Raw genomic sequence first — 27,000 nt, forward strand, 5'->3', positions numbered from 1 at the left:
GTGAAGCGCTCACTCGTATATGATTATCGCGTACAAAGTGCTTGCCTCACCGAGACACTCATATGAAAAACAGATATTTAAAGCGGGAAGAATATGGCCAAGAATCTGGAAATAGCTGACCTGAAAAGAATCGCGCAGCGTCGCGTTCCAAAAATGTTCTTTGATTATGCTGATTCAGGCGCCTGGACCGAAAGCACCTATCGCGCTAATGAGGAGGATTTCGCCAAGATTCAATTACGTCAGCGTGTTGCTGTCGACATGGCAGAGCGGACCTTGGAGTCAACAATGGTTGGCCAGCCAGTTTCAATGCCAGTCGCATTGGCACCGACCGGCCTGACCGGCATGCAGCATGCGGATGGCGAGATGCTCGCAGCTCAAGCCGCAGAAGATTTCGGTGTTCCGTTTACCCTGTCCACCATGAGCATCTGCTCTATCGAGGACGTTGCATCCGTTACGAAAAAGCCATTCTGGTTTCAGCTTTATGTCATGCGTGACCGCGACTTTATCAATAATCTGATTGATCGTGCCAAAGCGGCCAAATGCTCAGCTCTTGTCCTAACGCTGGATCTTCAAATTCTCGGCCAGCGCCATAAGGATATTCGCAATGGCCTGTCCGCCCCACCCAAAATAACACCATCCTTTCTCTGGCAGATGATGACCCGTCCACAATGGTGCATGGGCATGCTGAAAACGAAACGCCGTGGGTTCGGCAACATCATCGGTCACGTCAAGGGTGTAGAGAGTATGGCGTCGCTGGGTGTCTGGACCGCTGAACAGTTCGATCCGCGCCTCTCCTGGAGTGACGTGGCATGGATCAAGGAAAGATGGGGCGGCAAGCTCATCATCAAGGGTATTCTTGACGTTGAAGATGCCAAAATTGCTGCGGCCACGGGCGCTGACGCAATCATCGTGTCCAATCATGGAGGACGGCAGCTGGATGGCGCTCCCTCTTCCATTTCCGTGCTTGCCGAAATCGTCGACGCCGTCGGTGACAAGATTGAAGTTCTGTTTGATGGCGGTATTCGTTCTGGGCAGGACGTTCTGAAAGCACTTGCCATTGGCGCCAAAGGAACCTTCATTGGCCGGGCTTTTCTCTATGGTCTGGGCGCTGGCGGTAAGGCCGGTGTGACGGAAGCGTTGGAGATTATCCGCAAGGAGCTCGATATTACGATGGCTTTGTGCGGCGAACGGGATGTGAAGGTCCTTGATCGCAACAATCTCTATAAGAGCGGTCTTGAAACCAAACCGCGCATGGCTCAGGTCAAGAAAAAGAAAACTGGCTGATAAAATGACGCGTTCGCTCTCAGGTCTGTTCAAAAGGATTGTCATCGTTGGCAATGGACCTGTAGGGCCGGGCGTGGCTCACGCCATAGATAGCGCTGACATCGTTATCCGGTTCAATGAAGCTGTTATCATTCCTGAATTGACCGGCAGCAAGACTGATATTCTCTTCCTGATGAACTCCGGCAAATCAATGCAGGCACGTTTGGAAACGCCCTCTTATTGGCAAGAGCCGTTTGTGCGAGATGCGAAGGAGATTATTCTCCCCTACCACCCGTCAATCGTCAGACAGTATCATCCGCGGCCAAACCTCCTGTCCCGTTTAAAGGGTCGCAAGGCAGATTGGACGGCAGAAACATTGAAAAAGGTCCAGGCACTGGGCAAAAAGACGACCGTCCTCTCCGCCGAATTCTACTACGAAACCTGCCGGATACTTGATATCTCTACCAGCGATTTCAGTAAGGTTTTTCCAAGCTCCGGAGTACTGGCTATCCGCTATGTGATTGAAACTCTCGGAACGGATTCAACCCGTGTTGAGTTCTGCGGCTTCAGCTGGCAAGGCTGGAAAAGGCATTCCTGGGGAAATGAACAGCATTGGGTCGACGAACAGATCCAACAGGGACGTATTTTCCCGCTGGTTTAAAGACCTGACAATAAAGATGAATTGGTACGCCCAAGGGGAATCGAACCCCTGTTTGCGCCGTGAGAGGGCCGCTTTACTGGCAAAACCCAGCTACCTTTGGCAACCTTATGTAAGCCCAAATTTGCCCCGTTACACGCCATAGCCTTTCTAATAAACCTTTGTTTTCCCTAATTTTATCGGCTATTACTCCCGAACATTTGTATGCGCAGGCTAAATATAACTTGCATGCAGTTGGCCGGGGATATTAACTTGAGTTTTACCCCAAACGGCTTTGGGGTAAAAAGGAGAATGGCAAAATGGCACGCACGATAAAGGACGCAACACTTAGCGATAAAGATAAACGGGCGTTGAAAAAACTGCCGGGTACGGCAAAGCCAGGACCGGGTGCAGGCGGCGATAAGATTTTCTACCACACAATAACCCCCGGCGTTCTGCATCTGGGATACAGACGCAGAAAGGAAAATACCGAAGGCGTATGGCTGGCCCGCGTTTATGAAAAACTGGAAGCCGGGGCAACGGGCAGTCCGTATAAGAAATACGTTCTTGGCCGTGCTGACGACTACAGGGATGCCGATGGCAAAAAGGTGCTGTCCTTTAACCAAGCACGCAAAGCAGCCGAACAGAAGCTAGAAGCCCTTGAGGGGGAGAAGGAAGTGGCCACTGCACCAAAGCCTTTGACCGTGCGCGAGGCCATGGCCGACTACATTGCCTACCTTAAAGCCGAGAAGAAAACCGGCGACGATGCCGAGCGCCGGACAAACGTACATATACTGCCCGCGCTCGGGGATAAGGCAATCGCCAGTTTGGACAAGATAACGCTGGTAAAGTGGCGCGACAGCATGGCAGCAGCTCCTGCCCGCCTGCGTCCCAAAAAGTCTGGTGAGGCAAACTACAAGCCAGCCCCGGCGACTCCGGCGGAGAAGCGCGCCCGCCGCGCCACGGTAAATCGCACTATGACCATATTGAAGGCAGCGCTGAACCGCGCTTACGACCATGACCTTGTGCCGAGCGATAAGGCATGGGTGAAGCTGAAGCCCTTTGAAGCCGTGGAAGTAGCCCGCGCTGGCTACTTGACGGTGGAGCAGGCCAAACGCTTTATTAATGCTGCTGACGCTGCATCGGGCTTCCGGGCTATTGCCCATGCGGCGCTGCTTACAGGCTGCCGCTACGGCGAGCTATGCCGCATGCGCGTCCGTGACTTTGAATACGAGCAGATTGCCATAAACGAATCCAAATCCGGCAAGCCGCGCCATGTTATCTTGGACGAGGAAGGAATTGCCTTTTTTAACGAACTTACAGCAGGCCGCCCGGCAGACCAGCTTATGTTTCTGCGCGCCGCTGATGACACTGCCAGCAGGCGTAAGGAGGGTATGTCCGACGAGGAAAAGCAAGCGTGGGCAGCATCGCTGCAAAACCGCCCCATGCTGGCTGCCTGCAAGGCCGCCCAAATTACCCCGGCTATTGGCTTCCACCAGCTGCGGCATACCTATGCCAGCCTTGCCATTATGAATGGAACTCCCTTGCTTGTTGTAGCCACCAATCTTGGCCATACCGATACCCGTATGGTAGAAAAGCACTATGGCCACCTGACCAAGAGCTACATGCACGAGGCGATCCGTGCCGGTGCGCCCAAGTTCGGCATTACCAGCCCCGGCACGGTGGTTCCGTTTAAGGCCCAGCAGCCGGGAAAATCCGACAAAAGCCGTTTCGGCGTTTCCAAGGCTGATATTTTACCGCTGGAGGCCGATGAGATGCTGGTGAAAAAGGATCGGACATGACGGGCAAGAAATGGCGGTTAGGTAAAGAGGAACAGCCGCTTGGACTTGACTATGACGCACCTGCTTGGTGGAAATGGAACAGCGAAGCCCCCCGGCTGCCCTCCATGCTTGCCAAATTGGAAGATATGGCCGCATGGATTGCCCGGCAGGACATATCCCCAGCTGATACAAGCCCCACGGCAACAGACGAAGAGTTTGATACCTACCTTGCCAGCCGCCCGGTTATGAAGGCTGTTGAGCAACAGGCTGTAGTGAACGGTGACAAACGGCGGAAGGCCGGGGATGCAGCCGCATGGCATGCCCTTGCCGACTGCCTGAAGGCTGATGCTCCGACACTCTATTTCCTATCCATAGTTGCTGACCTGCTAAAGGCGAATGCCCTGCACGTCCGCGATGCGTCTCCTGCAAGCTTAGCCAAGGAGCAAGCACAAGTCCGTTGCGAAAGCTATGTGCAGATTCTTAGAAAGACTTATGGAAAACCCATGACGGATTGCCGGGCAATGGCCAAGCGCATTGTCGCCTCGGAAGAGCGACGGCCAGACGAAGATTTTGCCGCCGCGTGGAAACGTACGAATAACAACCTGCAACGCAAAGACTACAAGCGGCTTGAACAAGCCAACGCCCTGAGGGCCATTATCCAGCACGCACGCGACGCCCAGACAGTAGAATAAAATTTCGCACCCTTAGCGTGCGACCGTGACGCCCCAGCCCAGATGAACGATCCTTTGCCTGTATGAGCCAATTCCGGCTCAACAGGAAAGGGCTGACCATGCCAAGATCATCGCATCCGATTTGCTGTCAGATTGCAGTTAATATCATCGCAAAATCCGCAACGTGAATAAATAAACCTTGCGTGCGAATTGCACAGGGCTTGTCGCAGAAAGTATACATAAGGTAATATTAGCCAACTACAGTACAAATGGAGAAAACACCATGACATATGCATTAAAAGAAAGCATTAATACATTAGAGTGCTTTTATTCTATTCCAGAATTTTGCACTCTGATGGGAATATCTACCGCTACTTATTATAAGTGGCGTGCCCTCGGCCAAGCGCCACGGGAATTCCGTGCGCCGGGGGCCGTAGTGCGCATTTCCCGCGAGGCTTATCTGGAATGGAAAGCGCAGCGCGAAAACCCAACTGGCGAACTGGCAACAGAGATTGAGAACCAGAAGGCGAAACTGAAGGGGCGTTCTGTTTACGCCAACGCCAATGGCCGCTGAAGCGTCCTGTCATACAAAATTGAGAACAATAAAGGACTGACAGGATGGACGCACAATTGAAATCTCCCGGGGAGAAATATGCCCAGCAGATGTACGAGGCATTTCCCGGCCCAACCGAGCGAAGTTTAACTTACGACTTGGTCAAATACGACAAGCTTAAAGCAGAACGGCCAGACGAGAAGATTACGCTCAGGGAACACAACCTCGGCAAAGATATAAAGCACGGCGCAACTGTAGACGACTGGCAGCAACATTTAGACCGAGAACGCCCGCTTGGCATGAGTCCCGTGATGGATGATGGCACATGCTTATGGGGCTGCATTGACGTTGATGAGTATGGCAGCGACCGTCGCTTTGAATTATTGAATAGAATTAAGATAGCCAAGCTACCCTTGGTGATGTGTGAATCAAAGTCGGGTGGCGCGCATCTATTTCTATTCTTGAGTGAACCGGCACCAGCCGGGGAGGTGCACAAATCTCTGAGGGCTTTTGCGGAGAAGCTGGGAATATCAAAACCAGATCTTTTTCCCAGCAACCCAGACGGTGATATAGGCAACCAGCTAAATATGCCGTTCCTGGGTGATGACCGGCCATATATTGACCATAACGGCCTGCCCAAAACTATCCCAGAATTTCTAGAGCGCATAGCACGGGGCAAAGTTACGCCAGAAGCCATGCGGAAGGCAGCGCGCATTGCCAATAATAGCCAGACGGCTGAGGCCGAGAATGCTGCCGTGGCAGAACCCCCGGCTGGCACCCTGACGGATGCCATGCAGAGACTAGCACTATGGCAGGCGCGGTTTGCGGGCACAGCGCCATTTGAACTGCGATACGTGCACGCCAATAGTATTCTTGCAGCAGCCGCTTTTGACTTGGCGCGTTATGTGCGCGACTGCGACTTGCCGGAGGCCGATGCACAGGGCTCAATGCGTAAGGCGTGGCTAACCCGCAAGGCTGACGAAGGCGGCGACGAGGCTACGTTTGATGACATATGGCCAAGGCAATTTGCCAAAGGACTTGCCAAGGGCAGCCCGGTTAGAGTGCCGTCCGGTGCCATGCTGCCTTATATTGAGCGCGTGCAGGTGGACCGCGATGAAAAAGGCAAAAAGCTTTGGCTGATCCAGATAGAGGGCAAAACGGTACAAGCCACAACTGCCGAACTGGCCGATTGGAAGAAGTTCAATGAATGCTGCATTGAATACGTTGGCAAACGGATACCGTTCATCCGCAGCAAAGAAGTTTGGGGCAGATATACCGACCGCGCTTACGCCATAGCCGAGGAGATACCGCAGGAGCATATCTATAGCGAAGATGAGCAGTTCCGAGAACAATTGGAAGTGTTTGTTATGGACAGGCACCGCGCCCTAGATAGAGATGAAATCCATCTGGGCAAACCGTGGGAGGATGAAGACCACGGTATACATGTATTCTTGATGCAGGCTCTAGAGCGGCATCTGCGCCAATCCGGCAGCAAGTTTGCCATGGAAAGCCGAACCGCCCTTGGCAAGAGGATACGCAAGCTGGATGGCGACGCCAAGAACATGCGTCTGAAGGGCAAGATCGTAAATGTGTTCTTTGTGCCAAGTAAGCACTTTAAGGCCACGCCTGAGATGCCACTGCCACCTGTCGACAGAGATGCCATATGACGCGTAGCCTGCAATGGGTAGGGCGTTTTAGCTGGCGAATCCAAATAGCCCTACAATCGCCCTACAAAAAACGCGAGCCAATACAACTGCATAGCGCGTATGTAGGGCGTGTAGGCTGTGTAGGCTGTTTTTTACATGTGCGTTTATTGGGCGATGCTGCATCGGCTAAATTACACCGCGCAATGACCTTGGATTCTGATCTTAAGGCCGGGGGATTATCCGTATGCGCTACGCTGAAAAGCTCTTTAATGTCGCGCGCATATAAAACGGCCTACACAGCCTACATGTGCGCTAACATATTAAAAAATATATGTTTTTTTGTAGGGCGATTGTAGGGCCATTTGTAAAATGGACAAAAAACGCCCTACACGGAAACTATTGGAGGTAGCGGCAGTGCAAACCCCCTCCCCGGCTGCCCCGGCCTTCGAGCGCTTTGCCACTTTCCAGGACGGTCGAGCGCGTTTTGCCCTTTGCCCGCTGGTACACAGCAGGCAGCAACAGAGCAACGCTGTATGGTCCTAAAAATTAACAGCCAAGGCTACGAAAGGAGCTAAGCATGAACAAATTGGCTATTGTGCATACGCAACCTCTCCGGATTGTACCGCATGTAAGCCATGTGATGAGGTTTAAAAACGGCGACCTGATTACAGTTGAAGTATTTACGGTAGAGCAGGACGAGGAAACCTATCGCGGCGACATAACAATGAACCGCGATATCGCCGAGGATATGTTCTTATTCTCCGAGTGCGTGGAGCAACTGCTGCATTTTCCGGTATCGATGGAATTTGCCGGGCGCTGGCGCTTAATTATAGGGCAAGGCATACGGCATGCGCCTACTACCGTTTACAGTTGCAGGCGACCAGAGGGAGGGGCGGCCACCGAGCCGCCAAGTATTCCTGAGCGCCTGCTAGTAAAGCAGATACTATCGCAGACCAGCCTCGTCTAATCGTCTAAGCATGAGCGAAGCCACAGAGAGGTGATCTAAGCAAGTGTCGGGATCGTCGCGTATTGTGGTGCTGTGGCCACGTGGATTGCGAATTGCCAGTGCAGTTCCCGCGAATATATATTTGAAACCTTCCTGCTCGTTGATCTCCGATTTCGTAACCAAAGGGTTCAGCTTAACCGCAGGGCCTTTCTCATTGAAGGCGGTCATCATCAGACTTTTGCCAAAATCTGTCATGCCTGAGATACGTTGAATCTCCTCGTCTATATATTTGTACGCATCGAAGGTTGCATGGGTAAAGTGGCCATCGTCGAAAAGCTTGCGCACCAGCCTTACCAAGTCTGAGTGAATGTTTCTGAGCTCAAAAGGGTGCGTATTTGCCGCGCCCGCAGTTTCCCCTTCTGTATGAAGGCGAGCGCGCCTAACGATTCCCTCGAAATCTGCTAGGTTACTCACCATCAATCAGGTTCTTTCTGATACTTTTGAAGATTGCATCATAAGTCTCTTGATCACCGTCGGCGGGCAAATTGACCTCTATGCGGACTGTCAATCCGACACGGGATTCGGTTGAGGATACTGCGACCGGCACAGAGGCGGCACTACTTACGTTTTCTGGACGAGCTGTTCGGGTTGGACTTGCTTCGCTCGATGTTTTGGTTTTGTGAGCAGCCACTTTTTTAGAGGTCGTATCCCGCGTGGTGGGCATGTCCGCAAAGCCCGAAAGTGCCGCTAACAGTTGAAACGTACCAGCCTGCCTAGTTCCCACCACCTGCGTAGAACGATCGGTGGAGCGGAAGAACTGAATCAGTTGGGCCTTGCTAAGTGTCCATGCCTTTTCGCCTTGAAGATCAAATAATGGTGCATAGGCATCGCGAACCAAAACCTGAAATTCTTTAGCAAAAGCCTCATCGTCGCTTTGATGAAATGCCTTCGATTTCTCATCAATTTGTTTTCCATTCTCATCGATGAGGCCCAAAAATCTTATAATATTGATTACATAAGATTCGTTCTTCGGTGCAACGCCCAATTTTTTGAGAGTGTCCGATGTGAGTTCTTTAGGAAATCTATTCCGCAAGTGTTCGACAGTTTTTGCCATCGGTCCGGGCGAAGCAACGTAAGGATAAGTGGGCATTTTTATTTCTCCATAACAAACTTTATTAATTGATCGGTTGTGAATGCTGGATCATTCTCGCATTTATTCCCTGAACTTGCTGAATTTTACGAGGCTATCCACAATATCCACATTCATGTGCGTTTCGCACCGTGCCCGCCTTATCAAGGCGCAAACATTTGCCCGGCTTAGCTTATATTTACTAACAAAAACAATGGCTTAAGATTCCAGCGTAGGCTATAATTTAGCTGTACGGGTAAAACTGGAAATAAAATGGCCCCCAAATACCCATTAAGTAGAAGCAAAGTACCTGCCACCAAGGCTGCCGGTAAGTCGTCTGGTGTAAACGAGCGCGACGTGATCCGCCTGCGTAACAGGCTGGCTGCCATCCGCTACCAAGATGGCATGACGGTCGAAGCGTTTATCGCTACCAACAGTGACCGCATGGTTGCCCTGCGTTTGCTGTACCGCGACCACAAGGCCGGACGCATCATATTCGAAGGGCGTCCATAGATGCCCGGACATAAGGCACACCCGTCCTCTGGCATTAAGCCAGCCTACGCCGACAATGCCCGCAGCCGAGTGACCAACGGCAAGGAGATTCTCCCCGGCGTTGATGGTCGTACGCACTGGGCGAAACGCTTCCGCGACTTGATATCCATCCACATTGACGATCTCGGCGGAGTTGCCAATTGCAGCGAGGCAGAGAAGAGCATTATCCGCCGTGCCTGCACATTGACGGTGGAACTGGAGCGACTGGAGGTACGGTTTGCCTTGGCCGGGGAAGCTTCCGAAGGCGACCTAGACCTATATTCTCGGTTGTCCAACACCCTGCGCCGCCTGCTTGATGTTACCGGGCTACAGCGTCGCTCCCGTGACATTACCCCCACCATTGATGAGTATATGCGACGCGAGGCTGCGGAATGATAGACATTCTACGAGCCTGCGCTGACAGCAACCTATTCGGCCAGTGGTTTAAAAAACGCCAGACATGGGAAATGTGGTTCGCGTTCCTTGCGGCGCTGTTTGCCTTGCCCATGGACGACGCCCAGACGGCAACCTACCGCAAGCACACGGGCCGCATGGCCCTGCCAGAAAAGCCATTTAGCGAAGCATGGCTGATAGTGGGACGGCGTGGCGGCAAGAGCTTCGTGCTCGCACTGATTGCCGTGTATCTGGCCACCTTCCGCCAATATAAACAGTACTTGCAGCCGGGAGAGCGGGCCACCATCCGGGTTATCGCTGCCGACCGTAAGCAAGCCCGCACCATAATGAACTACGTGCGCGGCATGCTCACCAACATACCCATGTTGCGCAAGCTGATAGGAAACGAAACCGCCGAGGCCTTTGACCTTACAAACGGCGTAACCATTGAGATCGGTACGGCTTCGTACAAGTCCAGTCGCGGTTATACCTATGCTGCCGTGCTTTGTGACGAGTTAGCATTCTGGCCGACTGATGATAGCGCCGAGCCAGACTATGCAATTCTAAATGCTATCCGCCCCGGCATGAGCACGATACCCGGTGCCATGCTGCTTTGCGCCAGCAGCCCATATGCCCGCCGTGGTGCGCTGTGGGACGCGTACAACCGTATGTGGGGCAAGGCGGACAAGCCACTGGTCTGGAAAGCAACAACTCGGGAAATGAACCCGGCCATCGACCAGCAGATAATTGACGAGGCGATGGAGCGCGACCCGGCAAGCGCAAGCGCCGAGTATTTGGCCGAGTTCCGCACCGATGTGGAAACGCTGCTAACACGTGAGGCTGTGCAAAGCTGCATCGACCAGGGTGCATACGAACGCCAATATGCCCCCGGCATTCGTTACCACGGATTTGTGGACCCATCTGGTGGCAGCAGCGACAGCATGACTCTGGCCATTGCCCATTTTGAGGATGACACCGCAGTGCTGGACGCCGTGCGCGAGGTAAAGCCAAAGTTCTCGCCAGATGCCGTTACCCGCGAGTTTGCCGCCTTGCTGCAAAGCTATGGGCTGAGCTCCGTAACAGGTGACCGCTACGGCGGCGAATGGCCCCGTGAAAAGTTCCGCAGTTATGGCATTAATTACGAGCTTTCGCCGCAGACCCGGAGCGATCTGTATCTTGCTCTCGTCCCGGCCATTAACTCTGGTCGCATCGCCCTGCTGGATTTACCGACGATTGAAAACCAGCTCATAGCGCTTGAGCGTCGTACAAGCCGCGCTGGCAGAGATATTGTGGACCATCCCCCCGGCCAGCACGACGACCTTGCCAATGCCGCAGCCGGGGCATTGGTTACGGCGCTTACTGTGGCGGGCAAGCCCAAGGCGTTTGTGGCTTCGTTTGGATATGGCGGCAAAGTGACAATGAAATCTGGCGATGCTCCTGCCCGTATTTGGCACAGAGGGCCGGGGATTTCCGCAGTGGATGGCAAGCCAAGTGTGAAGCCGAAAGAATATTCCAGATATCAATAAGGAGAGTGTGAAATGACCGATTTGAATGAACTACGCATATCCCCAAGCATCCATGAAGGCGTGATCGAACGCCACTTTGCAGTTGATCCAATCTCGCGTGAAGCCGTGGATGACTCTGTTATATCCGGCATGACCGACGCCGTGCAAAATCTACGGCACGGGCTGGCAAAGGCGCACAACGTAGCCAAGGCGGTATTAGCAAACGAGATGCAGACGATAGCGGCCCGGCACAAGCAGATTGAGATTGAGGCAGGGCGCATTACCGGCCCGGCAATTTCCAATTTTGACAAAGTGCGCGCACGCGCTTTGAAAGAAATAGAACTGGTTAGTGAGCAGATTGCCGCTCCACCCAAGCCGACAGATTTTGCCGGACACTCGTTAGCATCTGAGGTGCGCACGCGGCTTGCCGGTATGAAACCTGCTGACCGCAAAAAAGCACTGGATGCAGCTTTGCACGACGGCGACGACATAGTGCTGGGTGCCGTGTTAAACGGGCCTGCAATGCTGTCTGGTATCGCTACCAAAGAAGAAATGGCCGTGTTGCGCACGCGCTGGCAGCACTTGCGCCATGCACCCGAGGTAGACAGGATTAACCGTCTTAAAGCTGCACTTACCGACTTTGACCGGGCTGGCCAACTTGCGTTGACGTTTAGCTTGTCGTTGGCAAACAGAAAAATAATTGAACAGGCAGAAGCTAAAGAACGAGCTGTAAAAGACGCGATTACCAGCGCTGCCTAACTATTGCTGCCGACCATCGCCCTTACTCCTACTGCTGCGATGGTTGGCGCAATGCAGGCTCCGGCAAACGCACTCTGCCGGGGTCTGCGACTATTCGCTGCCTCCCAGTATCCCTATGGTTGGCGCGTTTGCGGGTCGCTTCTGGCTTTGGCTGGTCCCCGACGGAGCGACCCGCTTTTTACCCCGTCTTTTGTTACCGGAATTTACCCCAAGCGCGTTTTACGCGGCGGGCACATTTGTAAGTAATTGTTTTTGCTGGGAAATTTGGTACGCCCAAGGGGAATCGAACCCCTGTTTGCGCCGTGAGAGGGCGCCGTCCTAACCGCTAGACGATGGGCGCATCGCAGTCGATGTCGCGGGTATAATCAAGGCAGGCGAAAAGTGCAATGGTCATTTGCAACCACCACACTCTTTGCCTAATTACCGGTCGCTTCGGCAATACGGGCTACGACGCGCTTGGTCGCTATGTCATAAATAAGGATTTGCCGAGTGCCGTTGGCCAATCTGGTTTCCAGTGAAAGCGTGTTATCGGAAAGGTTGTGCGACAATATTCGGGTGCCGGGATCTAGGACAATCGATTCTCCCGTCAGCGCTGCACCAAGAGCCTGGCCGGGCGAAACGACGCTAGGCGCAATTGGTACATCCGCTACAGGCTGGTTAATCTTGTAGACAATCGCCGCAAGCACCGCCATAAGACCAATGACCATAATACCGATGGACACAGCTAGCAGCCGGATCATCTTGCGGCGTACCCGCTCCATTGCCGGGTCCAGAGGCTGTTCTTCGCCATCCAGGTCTGGATTTATATTTGCCATGCACGGCATCTCCGAGTTTTAACTCGCACTCGCATCTCGCTTAAGCTAGCGGACGCAGCGCGGTAGGCCTCTGTAACGAAGGGACTAGGTTTTTGAAAGCGCTAATTACCGATATCGATGCTGCAGGCAAGCGTCTCGACGCTTGGTTGTCTGCTCAACTGGCGCCTGACCTGTCGCGAAATCGTATTCAGGCACTGATAGGCGGCGGTCAGGTAACCATTGACGGCAAAGTCATCAGCGAGACCAAATATAAGCTTCGCGACGGCATGAGCATTGAGATCATAATTCCAGAACCGGAAGATGCAGCGCCATCCGGGGAGAACATTCCTCTCGATATTCTTTATGAAGACACAGATCTTATTGTTATCAACAAGCCGGCTGGCCTTGTCGTTCATCCCGGCAATGGCAACTGGTCCGGCACGCTCGTCAATGCCTTGATACACCATTGCGGGGATACGCTATCAGGCATTGGCGGCGTAAAACGGCCCGGGATTGTTCATCGCCTCGACAAGGAAACCAGTGGTGTCATCGTGGTCGCTAAGAACGATCTTGCCCACCGGCATTTGAGTGCACAATTTGCTGATCATGGCCGCACCGGAGACCTTGAGCGTGCTTATCTGGCAATAGTCTGGGGCACGCCCGACAGGACAACTGGTACGATAGATGCCCATCTTGGCCGCTCGCACCGAGACCGGACCAAACAGGCTATTGTTCACGAAGAACGGGACGACGCCCGCCATGCTGTCACGCATTTTGAAGTGCTTGAACGTTTTGGTGCTCGCGAAGATTCCACAGCGCTTGCATCCTTGGTCGAATGCCAGCTTGAGACCGGCAGAACACACCAGATCCGCGTACATATGACTCATATCGGCCATCCGCTGGTAGGCGATATGGAGTATGGCGGTGCGTACAAAACCAAGGCAAATAAATTTGATGAGCCATTGCAATCTATTGTCAAAGGCTTCAATCGCCAGGCATTGCACGCGCGGCTTCTGGCCTTTGAACATCCGGTGACAGGCGATCTTATGCGTTTTGAAGCCCCGCTTCCCACCGATATGGCTGAACTGCTTGAGGCATTTCGCGGATATCAATAACAAGGGAACCTTTCGGCTTCTGGCGCGTTTGGCTCGGTGAACATATATGACACGATTGTTCACATTTATGTGACGCTTTGTTTCATGACGAAATGCACCGTGTTTTTGACAAAATGATACCTATATATGCATAGCATTAATCTGCTCGCGCCAATGTTTCTGGGCGGGTGGTTGCTGCGAACCTGCCGATAATGGAGGTTCATTTCAAAATGAGGAGGGGTGCTCTGTGGCCCAAAATCTTCCAAGTATTCTAGGCGGTGACGGCGGACTTACCCGTTACCTAGAAGAAATCCGCAAGTTTCCAATGCTTGAACCGCAGGAAGAGTACATGCTCGCCAAGCGGTATCTGGAGCATACTGATGCTAAAGCCGCCCATAAGCTGGTAACAAGCCATCTGCGTCTCGTTGCAAAAATTGCGATGGGTTATCGCGGATATGGCCTGCCAATCGGCGAAGTTATTTCCGAAGGCAATGTCGGCCTGATGCAGGCCGTCAAACGCTTCGAGCCTGAGCGTGGCTTCCGTCTGGCGACCTATGCCATGTGGTGGATCAAAGCTTCCATTCAAGAATATGTCCTGCGCTCCTGGAGCTTGGTCAAAATGGGAACGACCGCCAATCAAAAACGCCTGTTCTTCAACCTGCGTAAGGTAAAGAGCAAGATTCAGGCGCTGGATGATGGCGATCTGAATCCTGAACAGGTCAAGGAAATCGCAACCCGCTTGAGCGTGTCCGAGGATGAGGTCATCTCGATGAACCGCCGTCTTTCCGGCGATGCGTCACTTAATGCGCCAATCCGTTCTTCGGATGGCGAGGCAGGTGGCGATTGGCAGGATTGGCTGGTTGATGATCACGACAGTGCCGAAACCATGCTCATCGAACAGGACGAGCTGGAAAATCGCCGCGAAATGCTCTCCGGCGCCATGTCGTCCTTGAATGATCGTGAACGCCGGATTTTCGAAGCCCGTCGATTGGCGGACGATCCAATTACGCTCGAAGATCTGTCTACCGAATTTGGCATCAGCCGCGAGCGTGTCCGGCAGATCGAAGTTCGCGCTTTTGAAAAAGTTCAGGATGCTGTGAAGGCTGCAGCCATTCGCCAGCAGAAAGCGCTGGTTTCCAGTGGTGCCGACGCAAACTGACAGACATCTTTACTCAATTAAAAAAGGCCGCTTAAGCGGCCTTTTTTATACCTATTAACCACCGACCTTTGTCGCCCATGATTTGAGCACTTCATCAAAGGCCCGTTCGCCCGGCAAACCCTTTTCAAGGGTGATAAGCGCGCGGCGGCCAGTCTTGTATGCGATAGGAATATCAATCCAGGACATGCGCCGCATCAGCGAAGTGTTGGTATCGACGGCCGTTTTTGCATCGTTCATCGCAATAATGAAGAAATTATCCGCGATCTTGGCTGGAATGGCGACAAGCGGGCTGCCCGGCGCTTCTTCCCTGTCCTTGAAAGTCATGCGGGAAACATTGTCGATAGAGCCACCGGCAAAACCTTCAGGCACCGTGAAAATCATCTCGATGAGATGGCTTGCAGGCAGGGTCTTGTCACCATTGCGGCGGATAATCATGCGCAGCTTGATCGCAAGTTCCGGAATCGTCACTTCAGCGCGAATCGCAGGCTCCGGCGGCAGATCATTGCCAGGAGATTCCTGGACGACGGACCATACGACGCCACCTTCTTCGCGTCTTTGCGCATCCTGCCCGGATCGTTCCTCATAGAAGAACGCCTTCTGACCAATCGGCAAGGCCGCAGGAGGTTGGGTCTGTCCTGAAGGTTGCTGACCTGACGTTTCCGGTTGCGCTGCCGGATCGGATGTAGAGGTCGCTACAGACGTACCTTCGCCCACTGACGGCGTGTCATTGGCTCGGCCGGGATCGATCTCCTGCCCATCAGGCAACAGCCTTTGCGTGAGCTTTGGCTCACCCTTCGGCTCCGTTGAGTTGGGTGTTGCCGTGGGCGTCGTTGCCGGTTGTGTGGGTTTGGCTGGCTGTTGCGGCGCAGGCTGATTGGCAGCCGTTTCAGCCGGATTTGTGGCCGTTTCGGGCTCAGAGCTGGTCATCAGGCTGGCAATATAATCTTTGGCGGCAACAGCCTGCTTCGAGATATCTTCTCGCCAAGTATACCCCGCATAAGCTACACCGGCGACGACAGCGAGCAGGGCAACGATGCTTAAGAGCGGCGCAAAGGACCGTTTCGGCTCAGCTTGTTTAAGCGGCCCGCGGGTATAGACTCCATAATCATTGCGTGAATCATCAACACTGCTGATGCCAAATTCTTTCTCGTCAATCTCATTGCGAGAAAGGTCCGAACGGGCAGGCGCGCCTGGGAAGTCCTCTTCTTCGTTATCGGCACTGGGCTTGTCCTGGCTGGAAAGAAAATCTTCAAGCGCGTCTGGTTGCGATTCGATCGGCGTAAAGACTGGCGCAGCGGCAACCGGCTCGCTCCGTGACCACGAAGGGGCAGCTTCCTGCCTTGTGTTTGCAGTGGGGGGCGGTGCAAGATCTGGAACGGGTGGTGGTGGAGCAACCGGCAGCGGCTCCGGAACGGTCACTGCCTTTTCCTCCACCGGTGCGAAACTGGCTTCCACTTCGGCAATGGCATCATCAATCGCAGCGATCTGACGCTTCGACACGGCTTCAGGCGCATTCAATGTGACAAGTTTTTGCTCGATCGTTGCACGAGCCTTTGCATATACACGTTGACGGAGCTCGGGAGTTGGGTCCGCAAGCCCGTCAATTGTCTTCCTCAGTACTGCAACGAAATCTGCCATTCACCCAAACCTATGGTTTTGTTGTGAGATTAACCTCAAGCCACCCGCACGACTCTAATCATGAAACGGATCGGTAACAAGTATCGTATCGTCCCGTTCCGGGCTGGTCGACAAAAGTGCGATCGGCGCACCGATCAATTCTTCCACGTAGCGGACATATTTGATTGCCTGTGCAGGAAGCTCGCTCCAACTGCGAGCACCAGCCGTGGTATCTTTCCAGCCTTCCAATGTCACATAGATTGGCTTGACGCGAGCCTGCTGGCCTTGGCCTGCCGGAAGATAGTCAATGACCTCGCCATCCAGTTCATAACCGGTGCAAACCTTGATCTCATCAAGCCCGTCAAGGACGTCGAGCTTGGTAAGAGCGATACCGCTGATGCCGTTATTTGCCACAGCCTGACGAACCAAAACCGCATCGAACCAGCCGCAGCGCCGCTTGCGACCTGTGACCACGCCAAATTCATGGCCGCGCTGACCGAGGAACTCGCCGACCTCATTTTGCTGCTCGGTCGGGAAAGGCCCCTCGCCTACGCGCGTGGTGTAAGCTTTCGTAATGCCAAGCACGTAATGCAGCGAACCGGGTCCGATGCCTGAGCCAGCCGATGCCTGACCCGCCACGGTATTTGACGAGGTAACAAACGGATAAGTACCATGGTCGATATCGAGCAATGTTCCCTGCGCGCCTTCGAAGAGAATTCGCTCACCTGCGCGCTTCTTCTGGTCAAGGACGTACCATACGCGGTCCATGAATGGCAGAATATGCGGGGCTGCATCTTTCAGTTCGGCTAGAAGCTTTGCTCCGTCAACTTCTTCAATGCCAAGGCCACGGCGCAGCGGATTATGATGTGCGAGCAGACGTTCAATCTTTGCAGGCAGTGTATCGGGATCGGCCAAGTCAAGAACGTGAATAGCGCGACGTCCAACCTTGTCTTCGTAGGCAGGTCCAATGCCACGGCCCGTCGTGCCGATTTTGGTGCCCGAATTCGAAGCTTCGCGGCGGCGGTCCAGCTCACCATGGATTGATAGAATAAGCGTCGTATTTTCGGCAATCTTCAGCGTCTCTGGCGTAATTTTAACGCCCTGCGCTTCCAGTTTTGCCTTTTCCGCGATGAAGGCGTGAGGATCAAAAACGACGCCATTTCCGATAATGGAAAGCTTGCCCGTACGAACAACGCCCGAAGGTAAAAGCGAAAGCTTGTAGGTGACGCCATCAACAACGAGCGTATGGCCGGCATTATGCCCGCCTTGAAAGCGAACGATGACATCAGCCCGCTCTGAAAGCCAATCGACAATCTTGCCTTTGCCTTCGTCACCCCATTGCGAACCGATCACGACAACGTTTGCCATTCAAAACTCCTTGAGTCGAATCCTACCAACGCATTTTGCTTAAATGCGGTGCTTCTATACAGGCTGGTTTGAAAAAGCGCGACTATTCTTTACGCTTTGCGAGCGACTATTTGGCTTTCTGTGACGAATAAACCTAATGTTGCTCCAAATGGTTGTAGCAATCGTGCAAACAGAAAAGCTGATCCCATGCATCGTACCGCCTATATCTATCTTCTGATCACTGCTTTCCTCTGGGGTGGCAATGCAGTTGCTGGGAAATTTGCCGTTGGACATATTTCTCCCATGCTTTTGACCGTGCTGCGCTGGCTCTTTGCTTTTTTGATCGTCGCCATTATAAGCAACCGCCAATTGCGGCAGGATTGGCCTGTTCTGCGCAAATACATGCCTTTGCTTGCCGCACTCGGTGCTTTCGGATTTACTTTCTTTAATATGGCCCTCTACAGCGCCTTGAATTACACGTCGGCGATCAATGTCACCATTGAGCAGGCAGGTATTCCGATGGTGATCTTCATTGCCAATCTTATCCTGTTTGGGACACGTGTTCGCCTGGGGCAAGTGCTCGGCTTTAGCCTGTCGCTCATCGGCGTCGCATTGACGGCTGGCCATGGCGACCTTGCCAGCCTATCGGGCTTGAAGGTCAATCTTGGCGACGCCTTGATGCTGATCGCCATTCTTGTTTACAGCGGATATACGGTGGCACTACGTTTTCGCCCGGAGCTAAACTGGCAAAGCCTGATGGCGGCGATGACCTTTTTCGCCTTCCTGACCGCAGTCCCTTTTGCATTTTGGGAATGGCAAGTCGGGGCGGCAATGCTGCCGGACACAACGGGCTGGACTGTCGTGATCTATACAGCCGTGTTGCCTTCAATTGTAGCACAAGTGCTTTTCATCAAGGGTGTCGAATATATCGGCGCAAATCGCGCCGGGCTTTTCATCAATGCCGTGCCAATATTTGGCACTTTTCTCGCAGTCTTTCTGCTCGGTGAAGCGTTCCAGCCTTACCATGCCGTGGCTCTCATACTCGTTCTTGGCGGCATATGGATTGCGGAGCTTAGTGGCCGCAAACACGCAACAGTCAGCCCAGATATCGCACCATGAAACGCGCATCGTCAGAATAGGTCCGAAGCTTCGTTTCGAGCTCCGGTCGATCATCCGGTTTAAATCCCTGCTTTTGCCAGAATCCTGTGGAGCCATTTACCGCAATCAAGGACATTGTTGCGAATCGGGACCTTTGCGCATGATCAGCAAGAATAGACACGATTTCTCGCGCAGCGCCGGTGCCGCGGGATTGAGGCAGCAAAGCTATATCGTGCAGATAGTACGTCGTGGGTTCGCTGGGTAATTGATCAAGCAGGCTATTGAGCGCCGGCATTGTATAGAGAAGCCATGGATGGGTAATAGCATATCCAATCAGCTTCCCATCGCCATCCTGCAGGACATGACATCCATCCGGGTAAAGCTGCAGCCGTTCTTGATAAACGGCATCTGCCTCGAAGAAATCCGTATGGATAATATTTGCCATGGCGCTGACAGAGGCAAGATCGCTCACCTTCATCGGGCGCCATTGCAATATTTGTGAACCGGATACCATAAATGGCTTCTACTATCAGGAAACGTCGAACTCCAGCGGCTTGGCGGAAACGATCGCTTTATTGTCGATCAATTCCTGCAGAACTGCCTCTGGAATACGTTCGTCAAGATAAAGCAGTGCGATCGCATTGCCGCCTGGATGATCGCGGCCAAGCGAAAAGTTCGCAATATTGACTGCGTTCCTGCCGCAAATAGTTCCCAACGTGCCAATCATGCCAGGCGTATCATTGTTGGTTGTATAGAGCATGTGTTGGCCCACTTCCGCATCGAGGTTGATTCCCTTGATCTGAATGAATCGGGGCTTGCCGTCAGAAAAACAGGTTCCAGCAATTGAACGCGTGAGTGACGCGGTTTTAACTGTGAGCTTGATATAACCATCGAATACGCCCGACTTGTCGCGGCGCACTTCAGACAGCACAATCCCACGCTCTTTTACCATAACTGGCGCGGAGACCATGTTGACGTCGGCGACCTGCGGGCGGATCAAACCAGCCAGGGCCGCACTGATCAGCGCGCGTGTGTTCATCGCGGCTGTTGAACCATCGAAAAGAACTTCAACTTCCTCAATAGGCTCTTCGGTAACCTGGCCGACAAATGCGCCCAACACTTCCGCCAGTTTGACAAATGGCTTGAGTCGAGGTGCCTCTTCAGCGGTGATCGAAGGCATGTTTATCGCATTGGATACTGCGCCCTTGACCAAGTAATCCGCCATCTGTTCGGCAACCTGCAAGGCGACATTCTCCTGCGCCTCACTGGTTGAGGCACCAAGATGCGGCGTGCAAACCACCTTTGGAAGATGGAATAATTCGTTTTCAGTCGCCGGCTCAACTTCAAAAACGTCAATACCGGCTCCGGCAACCTTGCCGGATTTCAAAGCTGCGACGAGATCTTTCTCCACGATCAGACCGCCACGTGCGCAATTTATAATGCGAACACCATCTTTCATCTTGGCGATAGCATCAGCATTGATGATGCCACGGGTCTTGTCCGTCATCGGCGTATGTAGGCTAATGAAATCTGCGCGCGCCAGAAGCTCATCCAGTTCAACTTTCTCAACACCGAGTTCCTCGGCGCGTCCCTCCGAAAGGAATGGATCGAAAGCTATGACATGCATTTTGAGGCCAACACCACGCGTGGCCACGATTGAACCGATATTGCCGCAGCCAATGACACCGAGGGTCTTGCCGGTGATCTCGACACCCATGAAGCGGTTCTTTTCCCACTTGCCTGCACGTGTCGATGCATCAGCTTCCGGCAATTCTCGAGCAACGGCAAACATCAGCGCAACGGCGTGTTCTGCCGTTGTGATCGAGTTGCCGAACGGCGTATTCATCACAATGATACCGCGGCGGGATGCAGCCGGAATATCAACATTGTCGACGCCAATACCAGCGCGTCCGATGACTTTGAGGTTCTTGGCGGCAGCTATGAGCTTTTCCGTAACCTTGGTCGCAGAGCGGATAGCAAGCCCGTCATACTGATCAATGACGTCGAGCAATTTGTCTTTGTCCTTGCCAAGATCAGGAAGGTAATCGACTTCAACGCCGCGATCCTTGAATATTTGCACGGCAGTTGGAGAAAGCTTGTCGGATACGAGTACGCGTGGTGCCATGATGGCCTCCATCTTAAGATCACATGATTGAATGGGAATGGCCGCATGGTTGCGGCCACCACTGAATGAAATCAGGCTGCCTGCTTCAACGCGGCTTTCTGTGACTGGAAAGCCCAGTCAAGCCACAATGTCAGAGCTTGGAGATCCGAAGCCTCAACCGTCGCACCCGCCCATATACGCAGGCCTGAAGGCGCATCGCGATAGGCGCCAATATCGAAAGCGACACCCTCTTTTTCCAGTGCCGTCACGATGTTCTTGGCAAAGGTTGCCTGCGCGTCTGGTTCGAGAGCCGTGATTTCTGGGTCAATAATCGTCAGGCAAACTGAAGTATTGGAGCGCGTTGATGGGACAACAGCCAAATTGCCAAGCCATGGCGAATTTTCAACGAAGGCATCAAGCACCGCAAAATTTGCGTCGGCGCGGCCAACCAGACCATCGAGCCCGCCGATAGACTTTGCCCAGTTCAACGCATCGAGGTAATCCTCGACGCAGAGCATTGAAGGCGTATTGATCGTTTCGCCGGCAAAAATGCCTTCGATCAGTTTGCCGCCAGATGTAAGGCGAAAAATCTTTGGCAGAGGCCATGCGGGCTTATAGGTCTCAAGACGCTGTACGGCACGCGGGCTCAAGATAAGCATCCCGTGCGCGCCCTCGCCGCCAAGCACTTTTTGCCATGAGAAGGTCACGACATCGAGCTTGTCAAAATCCAGACGCTGCGCAAATGCAGCCGATGTTGCGTCACAAATCGTCAAGCCTTTGCGGTCAGCCGGAATGAAGTCGCCATTCGGCACACGCACACCCGAAGTTGTGCCATTCCAGGTAAAGACCACATCGCGGTCAAAATCCACCTTGGAAAGATCCGGCAACGCGCCATAACCTGCTTCGATAAGACGGGTGTCGGCAAGTTTCAACTGCTTCACGACATCTGTAACCCAGCCAGAACCAAAGCTCTCCCAGGCAACCATGTCGACACCGCGCTCACCAAGCAGCGACCAAAGTGCCATCTCGACAGCACCGGTATCTGAGGCAGGAACAATGCCGATACGATAATCGGCAGGCACCTGCAGAATTTCACGGGTAAGATCAATTGCCTGTTTCAGCTTGGTCTTGCCGACCTTCGCGCGATGCGAGCGACCAAGCGGTGCGTCGGCGAGCGCTTGGAGCGACCAACCGGGACGTTTGGCACAGGGACCTGATGAAAAATTGGGGTTAGCCGGGCGCTGCGCCGGCTTGGAAAGCGTCGTCATGTTTTCTCCTATCCTCTCAGATAGCTTGCCTCTCGTTGGGGAGAGGTGGCCCACTGCGGGAATTAGGAGAAATGTCGTTTGCAGTCAAGAAATATGTTTATGTGCGACACAGAAAACAAAAGCGGCGAGCCATCCGCCTCGCCGCTTTGTTGAGATTAGCCGGTTCTATCAGAATGCGTAACGCACGCCGAGCTTGAAGTCATGCGAAGTAATATCCTTGAACTTCACTGACTCACCACGATTTGATCCATTATTATTGTAGAACGTGCCCGTCTTGGCATCACCGAGATCGACGTAACTATAGCCAAGATCAATAGTCATGCGTTCAGTCGCCTTGATGCCCACACCCGCATGCAGGGCCCATGCAAGGTTCCATTCCGATTCACTAGCTGCATAACCGCCGCCATTTGTCACAACATTGACATCCCGGAACCCGGAGATTGTGTTGCGCGATGCACCGATACCAGCACCGAGGTAAGGTGTTATGCCCGCATAGGTTCCAAGATCGGCATAGGCATTGGCGAGGAACAGCCATTCGGATTTTTTCGCGCTATAATCATTGGTCCCATTATCGCCACCACCAGGAACGCCGTCTGTATCGTAGTAATCCTGCGCACTGAAATCGGTTTTCCCGCGATACTGCGCCGTGACGTCTGCACGAAGCCAATCATTGAACTGATAGCCGACACCGATCTGACCGGTCATCCCAGCGTCAAACTCGCCATCATTGTTCCACCCGAAATCCTCGGGACCAGAAAAAGCTGAGTAGCTGAGGCCTTTCAACCGCTGGTTGCTCATACCGAGATCGCCGCGCAGATACCAACCACCGAATTGCTCTACCTCGACGATGGGTGCCTCCTGAATATCCGCAGCGAAGGCCGGGGCAGCCCCCAGGCAAAGAAGTGCTGCGCTCAGTGCAGCATATTTGTTAAAGGCGCTCATTTCTGTTCCCTCATAGGCCAAAGTCATCGCAGCGGATGCCACCAATAGTTGTGATCCGTACTATGAGTGGAAAAAGTTAAATCACGCTTAACCGTGTTTATTCACCATATCTATTAACGTTAATAAATTCTCACCGCGACAACGGACAATAAAAAAGGCCCACAAGGGGCCCTTTCTTAACTTGGTGAAATTCACATTCTATGCAGCTGACGAAATGACCGAAATAATGTCATTTACAACTGACTCCACCAGCTTGCGATCGTCCCCTTCCGCCATGACGCGGATCAATGGTTCTGTGCCAGACGGTCGAATGACAAGGCGGCCCGATGTGCCCAGACGACCGCGTGCGTCGTCAATCGCGCTTTTCACGTGCTTGTTCTCAAGCGGCTTTGTTCCCGTCGTGCGAACGTTCTTGAGAAGTTGCGGGACAGGTTCGAATTTGCGGCAAACCTCACTGACAGGCTTTTGCAATTGTTGAACGACTGCAAGTATTTGCAAGGCTGATACGAGACCGTCACCCGTGGTCGAGAAATCTGAAAGTACGATATGCCCCGATTGCTCACCACCAATATTGAAACCATGGTTTCGCATATGTTCAACGACATAACGATCCCCCACTTGCGTGCGCGCCAGTGTCAGGCCCCGATTGTCAAGGAAGCGTTCAAATCCAAGATTTGACATGATGGTAGCGACAACCCCGCCCCCGACAAGGCGGTCCGATTCCTGCCATGACTGGGCAATCACCGCCATCAGCTGATCGCCATCAATGATCGCGCCGTTTTCATCAACAATAAGCACACGGTCTGCATCACCATCCAGCGCAATACCAATATCGGCGCGAACCTCGTGCACCTTCTTGATTAGGCCCAAAGGATGGGTGGAACCGCAATCTTCGTTAATATTTGTGCCGTTCGGTTCATTGTTGATGGTGACAACCTCGGCGCCCAGCTCCCACAGGGCGGCCGGTGCCACCTTGTAAGCTGCGCCATTGGCACAATCGACAACAATGCGCAGACCAGCCAGCGAGATATTCTTGGGCATGGTACGCTTGGCAAACTCGATATAGCGATAGATGTCACCATCCACACGCTTGGCACGCCCAAGCGCTTCGGAAGCAGATAGCCGATCGGCAAGATTTTCATCCATCAATCGTTCAATTTCGAGTTCGATAGCATCCGAAAGCTTGAACCCGTCCGGCCCGAACAGTTTGATGCCGTTATCCTGAAACGGATTGTGCGAAGCCGATATCATTACACCTATGTCAGCGCGCAACGACCGGCACAGCATCGCCACTGCGGGCGTCGGGATCGGGCCCAGAAGGAAAACATCCATTCCGGTTGACGTGAAGCCAGCCACCAAAGCGTTTTCGATCATATAACCGGAAAGTCTGGTATCTTTGCCGATAACGACGCGATTGCGATGCTCACCGCGTTTGAAGGCGAGTCCGACAGCCATGCCAACTTTCATGGCGATATCGGGTGTCATGGGATAGGCGTTTGCCTGTCCACGAATGCCATCGGTGCCAAAATATTTGCGAGCCATATACGGTTATCCAGTTGTTGCGACACGTAGGCGTATAACGGCTACGATTATGGTTGAGTGGTCTTGCTTATTGCAGAAGGACATCTCTTTCGCAGTTCACAAATTGTGTGAGGATTATACTAGAGCAAGTTTCGTTCACAAATCCCTCCCGCAGAACAATTCTAGTTAAGCAAGAAGGACTCTAAATACCGAGGCCTAAACAATTCGTGCAAAAGCGGCCGGTTTTCACCAGCCGCCTTTTTCATTCTTGTTGCAATCACGATTGCGGTTGAGGTTCTAGACCTTTGTCCGGCTCATCGCCCTTGCGTGGTTTCTTGGCTCCGGCCTTGGGCACAGCCGATCCACGCGAAGGCGGTGTATCATCCCCAAGGTCGCGGGCAGGCTTGTTGCCAGCCATCAATGCCTTGATTTCTTCGCCGGTCAGCGTTTCATATTCCAAAAGGCCTTCCGCAATCGCAATCCATTCCTTTTTCTTCTTCGTCAAAATGGTGCGAGCAGCGCTATAGGCATCGTCAATCAGCTTACGCACTTCCGCATCAATCAACTGCGCTGTTTCTTCAGAAACATTCTGCGTGCGAGCGACTGAATGGCCGAGGAACACTTCTTCCTGGTTCTCGCCATAAGCAACCTGTCCGAGTTTGTCGGAGAAACCCCAACGCGTAACCATGGCACGGGCAAGCTTCGTTGCCTGTTCAATATCTGACGAGGCACCGGAGGTGATGTTTTCCTTGCCGAATTTGAGTTCCTCAGCAATTCGTCCACCCATCATGATTGCAAGGCGGGAAATCATCCACTTGTAACTCATGGAATAACGATCCGCTTCCGGCAACTGCATGACCATTCCAAGAGCCCGACCGCGCGGAATGATCGTCGCCTTATGCAAGGGATCTGCCAGTGCTACGTTCAGCGCCACGATAGCATGACCTGCTTCGTGATAGGCGGTCAGTTCTTTTTCTGCCTGCGTCATCGCCGTCGAGCGGCGTTCGGCCCCCATCATGATCTTGTCTTTAGCGTCTTCGAATTCCTGCATGGTGACAAGGCGTTTATTGCGCCGTGCAGCCATCAAAGCACCTTCATTGACAAGATTCATCAAATCGGCGCCCGAAAAACCCGGCGTACCACGTGCCAATACTTTAAGATCGACATTTGGTGCCAAAGGTACGTTGCGCACGTGAACCTTGAGAATTTTCTCACGACCGGCAACATCAGGGTTTGGAACAACGACTTGTCGGTCAAAACGACCCGGACGCAGCAATGCTGGATCAAGAACATCCGGACGGTTGGTGGCGGCGATCAGGATAACACCCTCATTGGCCTCAAAACCATCCATCTCGACCAGCAACTGGTTCAATGTCTGTTCGCGTTCATCATTACCGCCACCAAGACCTGCACCACGATGGCGACCTACCGCATCGATTTCGTCGATGAAGATAATGCAAGGAGCATTCTTCTTGGCCTGCTCGAACATGTCGCGAACGCGGGAAGCACCCACACCGACAAACATTTCCACAAAGTCCGAACCGGAAATGGTGAAGAACGGCACATTGGCTTCGCCGGCAATGGCGCGGGCAAGCAAGGTTTTACCGGTACCGGGCGGCCCGACGAGCAAGACACCGCGTGGGATACGTCCGCCCAAGCGCTGGAATTTTTGAGCGTCACGCAGGAACTCGACGATTTCCTCAAGATCTTCCTTGGCTTCATCGACACCAGCTACATCCTGGAAAGTAACCCTGCCATGCGCTTCGGTTAGAAGCTTGGCCTTGGATTTGCCAAACCCCATAGCGCCACGCGAGCCGCCTTGCATCTGTCGCATGAAGAAAATCCACACGCCGAGAATAAGGATCATCGGCAGCCAGGAAATCAACATACCAACCAATGAGGTCGAACCGTCAGATTCAGGGCGGGCAGCGATCTGAACATTCTTGCTTTCCAAACGGCCGACCAGACCCGGATCGCCGGGTGAATAGGTCTGGAAGTTGGAGTTGTTGTCCGTATACGTGCCTGTGATGCGATCACCAGTGATGGTTACCGACTTCACGCGTCCGCTGTTCACATCAGTGATGAATTGCGAATACGGCACATCACTCGATGCTGAACGCGATGTAGGGCTTTGGAAAAGATTGAACAACGCAATCAGAAGCAGAGCTATTATCGCCCACAGCGCGAAGTTCCGGTAGTTAGGATTCATGTCAGGTCCCATCAATTGCACCCGCAAACGCGG

General features: G+C 53.1%; 25 protein-coding genes and 1 tRNA gene. 14 read left to right on the plus strand and 12 right to left on the minus strand.

All coding sequences use genetic code 11. The features are described from left to right. The first annotated feature begins 93 nt into the window (after window positions 1-93). The 7 genes from V9K95_RS20870 (at window position 94) to V9K95_RS20900 (ending at window position 7,518) form a co-directional block, all read left to right on the plus strand. The gene (locus V9K95_RS20870) at window positions 94-1,284 is read left to right on the plus strand and encodes an alpha-hydroxy acid oxidase (protein WP_307280626.1); all 1,191 of its coding nucleotides are present in this window, start codon (window positions 94-96) and stop codon (window positions 1,282-1,284) included. Between the two features lie 4 nt (window positions 1,285-1,288). Further along, window positions 1,289-1,924 carry a glycosyltransferase family 29 protein gene (locus V9K95_RS20875; protein ID WP_115054231.1) on the plus strand — a complete coding sequence of 212 codons (636 nt, stop codon included), beginning with the start codon at window positions 1,289-1,291 and terminating at the stop codon, window positions 1,922-1,924. 296 nt (window positions 1,925-2,220) lie between these two features. After that, a complete protein-coding gene (locus tag V9K95_RS20880) occupies window positions 2,221-3,702 on the plus strand; it encodes a tyrosine-type recombinase/integrase (RefSeq protein ID WP_336442088.1) in 1,482 nt (493 codons plus the stop codon). Beyond that, window positions 3,699-4,373 carry a hypothetical protein gene (locus tag V9K95_RS20885; protein WP_336442087.1) on the plus strand — a complete coding sequence of 225 codons (675 nt, stop codon included), beginning with the start codon at window positions 3,699-3,701 and terminating at the stop codon, window positions 4,371-4,373. The genes V9K95_RS20880 and V9K95_RS20885 overlap by 4 nt, the downstream gene beginning before the upstream one ends. A 262-nt stretch (window positions 4,374-4,635) precedes the next feature. After that, complete coding sequence (locus tag V9K95_RS20890; protein ID WP_336442086.1) at window positions 4,636-4,926, plus strand: helix-turn-helix transcriptional regulator; 291 nt, start codon at window positions 4,636-4,638, stop codon at window positions 4,924-4,926. Window positions 4,927-4,970: 44 nt separating this feature from the next. Next, window positions 4,971-6,572 (plus strand): TOTE conflict system archaeo-eukaryotic primase domain-containing protein, encoded by a 1,602-nt coding sequence (locus V9K95_RS20895; protein WP_336442085.1) that lies wholly within the window; start codon window positions 4,971-4,973, stop codon window positions 6,570-6,572. A 556-nt stretch (window positions 6,573-7,128) separates the two neighbouring features. Then, window positions 7,129-7,518: a hypothetical protein gene (locus V9K95_RS20900; protein ID WP_336442084.1), complete on the plus strand. Its 390-nt coding sequence runs from the start codon at window positions 7,129-7,131 to the stop codon at window positions 7,516-7,518. Here the strand turns inward: V9K95_RS20900 and V9K95_RS20905 are convergent. Both V9K95_RS20905 and V9K95_RS20910 read right to left on the minus strand, forming a co-directional pair. After that, window positions 7,495-7,974 carry a TIGR02391 family protein gene (locus V9K95_RS20905; RefSeq protein ID WP_336442083.1) on the minus strand — a complete coding sequence of 160 codons (480 nt, stop codon included), beginning with the start codon at window positions 7,972-7,974 and terminating at the stop codon, window positions 7,495-7,497. The two genes, V9K95_RS20900 and V9K95_RS20905, sit on opposite strands and share 24 nt — an antisense overlap. Continuing rightward, entirely contained in the window at window positions 7,964-8,647 is a 684-nt protein-coding gene (locus V9K95_RS20910) for a DUF5343 domain-containing protein (protein ID WP_336442082.1), read from the minus strand. The genes V9K95_RS20905 and V9K95_RS20910 overlap by 11 nt, the downstream gene beginning before the upstream one ends. Before the next feature lie 252 nt (window positions 8,648-8,899). Between V9K95_RS20910 and V9K95_RS20915 the strand changes: the two genes are divergently transcribed. From V9K95_RS20915 to V9K95_RS20930, 4 genes are read left to right on the plus strand one after another with little or no spacing between them, the layout of a single operon-like run. Further along, entirely contained in the window at window positions 8,900-9,139 is a 240-nt protein-coding gene (locus tag V9K95_RS20915; RefSeq protein ID WP_336442081.1) for a hypothetical protein, read from the plus strand. After that, window positions 9,140-9,553 carry a hypothetical protein gene (locus V9K95_RS20920; protein ID WP_336442080.1) on the plus strand — a complete coding sequence of 138 codons (414 nt, stop codon included), beginning with the start codon at window positions 9,140-9,142 and terminating at the stop codon, window positions 9,551-9,553. Next, the gene (locus tag V9K95_RS20925) at window positions 9,550-11,076 is read left to right on the plus strand and encodes a terminase large subunit domain-containing protein (RefSeq protein ID WP_336442079.1); all 1,527 of its coding nucleotides are present in this window, start codon (window positions 9,550-9,552) and stop codon (window positions 11,074-11,076) included. The genes V9K95_RS20920 and V9K95_RS20925 overlap by 4 nt, the downstream gene beginning before the upstream one ends. Window positions 11,077-11,088: 12 nt before the next feature. Continuing rightward, window positions 11,089-11,814 carry a hypothetical protein gene (locus V9K95_RS20930; RefSeq protein WP_336442078.1) on the plus strand — a complete coding sequence of 242 codons (726 nt, stop codon included), beginning with the start codon at window positions 11,089-11,091 and terminating at the stop codon, window positions 11,812-11,814. Between the two features lie 265 nt (window positions 11,815-12,079). Here the strand turns inward: V9K95_RS20930 and V9K95_RS20935 are convergent. Both V9K95_RS20935 and V9K95_RS20940 read right to left on the minus strand, forming a co-directional pair. Further along, window positions 12,080-12,154: transfer RNA gene (locus V9K95_RS20935), tRNA-Glu, on the minus strand. A gap of 76 nt (window positions 12,155-12,230) precedes the next feature. Further along, complete coding sequence (locus tag V9K95_RS20940) at window positions 12,231-12,629, minus strand: fimbrial protein (protein ID WP_336442077.1); 399 nt, start codon at window positions 12,627-12,629, stop codon at window positions 12,231-12,233. Window positions 12,630-12,721: 92 nt separating this feature from the next. Between V9K95_RS20940 and V9K95_RS20945 the strand changes: the two genes are divergently transcribed. Further along, window positions 12,722-13,723 carry an RluA family pseudouridine synthase gene (locus V9K95_RS20945; RefSeq protein WP_115054229.1) on the plus strand — a complete coding sequence of 334 codons (1,002 nt, stop codon included), beginning with the start codon at window positions 12,722-12,724 and terminating at the stop codon, window positions 13,721-13,723. A 226-nt stretch (window positions 13,724-13,949) separates the two neighbouring features. Further along, on the plus strand, window positions 13,950-14,861 hold the full coding sequence (rpoH, locus tag V9K95_RS20950) for an RNA polymerase sigma factor RpoH (protein WP_115054228.1): 912 nt from the start codon (window positions 13,950-13,952) through the stop codon (window positions 14,859-14,861). Window positions 14,862-14,915: 54 nt separating this feature from the next. Here rpoH and V9K95_RS20955 read toward each other — a convergent pair whose 3' ends face one another. Further along, entirely contained in the window at window positions 14,916-16,499 is a 1,584-nt protein-coding gene (locus tag V9K95_RS20955) for a transcriptional regulator (protein WP_336442076.1), read from the minus strand. 54 nt (window positions 16,500-16,553) lie between these two features. Beyond that, window positions 16,554-17,846 carry an adenylosuccinate synthase gene (locus tag V9K95_RS20960; RefSeq protein ID WP_115054226.1) on the minus strand — a complete coding sequence of 431 codons (1,293 nt, stop codon included), beginning with the start codon at window positions 17,844-17,846 and terminating at the stop codon, window positions 16,554-16,556. Between the two features lie 186 nt (window positions 17,847-18,032). On the opposite strand from V9K95_RS20960, the gene V9K95_RS20965 reads away from it, so the two are divergent. Further along, a complete protein-coding gene (locus tag V9K95_RS20965; protein ID WP_307280645.1) occupies window positions 18,033-18,944 on the plus strand; it encodes a DMT family transporter in 912 nt (303 codons plus the stop codon). On the opposite strand, the gene V9K95_RS20970 is transcribed toward V9K95_RS20965, so the two are convergent. From V9K95_RS20970 to ftsH, 6 genes are all read right to left on the minus strand, one after another. After that, a complete protein-coding gene (locus V9K95_RS20970) occupies window positions 18,922-19,437 on the minus strand; it encodes a GNAT family N-acetyltransferase (RefSeq protein ID WP_336442075.1) in 516 nt (171 codons plus the stop codon). The two genes, V9K95_RS20965 and V9K95_RS20970, sit on opposite strands and share 23 nt — an antisense overlap. Window positions 19,438-19,452: 15 nt before the next feature. After that, complete coding sequence (gene serA, locus V9K95_RS20975) at window positions 19,453-21,048, minus strand: phosphoglycerate dehydrogenase (protein WP_336442074.1); 1,596 nt, start codon at window positions 21,046-21,048, stop codon at window positions 19,453-19,455. Between the two features lie 71 nt (window positions 21,049-21,119). Continuing rightward, entirely contained in the window at window positions 21,120-22,295 is a 1,176-nt protein-coding gene (locus tag V9K95_RS20980) for a phosphoserine transaminase (protein ID WP_115054222.1), read from the minus strand. Between the two features lie 168 nt (window positions 22,296-22,463). Next, window positions 22,464-23,237, minus strand: coding sequence for an outer membrane protein (locus tag V9K95_RS20985; protein WP_115054221.1), 774 nt, complete (start codon window positions 23,235-23,237; stop codon window positions 22,464-22,466). 198 nt (window positions 23,238-23,435) lie between these two features. After that, window positions 23,436-24,779, minus strand: a complete 1,344-nt coding sequence (gene glmM / locus V9K95_RS20990; RefSeq protein ID WP_115054220.1) for a phosphoglucosamine mutase — start codon at window positions 24,777-24,779, stop codon at window positions 23,436-23,438. Window positions 24,780-25,035: 256 nt separating this feature from the next. Continuing rightward, window positions 25,036-26,967: an ATP-dependent zinc metalloprotease FtsH gene (gene ftsH / locus V9K95_RS20995; RefSeq protein ID WP_115054277.1), complete on the minus strand. Its 1,932-nt coding sequence runs from the start codon at window positions 26,965-26,967 to the stop codon at window positions 25,036-25,038. Between the last annotated feature and the right edge of the window lie 33 nt (window positions 26,968-27,000).

Origin of the sequence: Phyllobacterium sp. CCNWLW183 (genome assembly GCF_037203775.1) — a bacterium.
GTDB classification, from domain to species: domain Bacteria; phylum Pseudomonadota; class Alphaproteobacteria; order Rhizobiales; family Rhizobiaceae; genus Phyllobacterium; species Phyllobacterium ifriqiyense.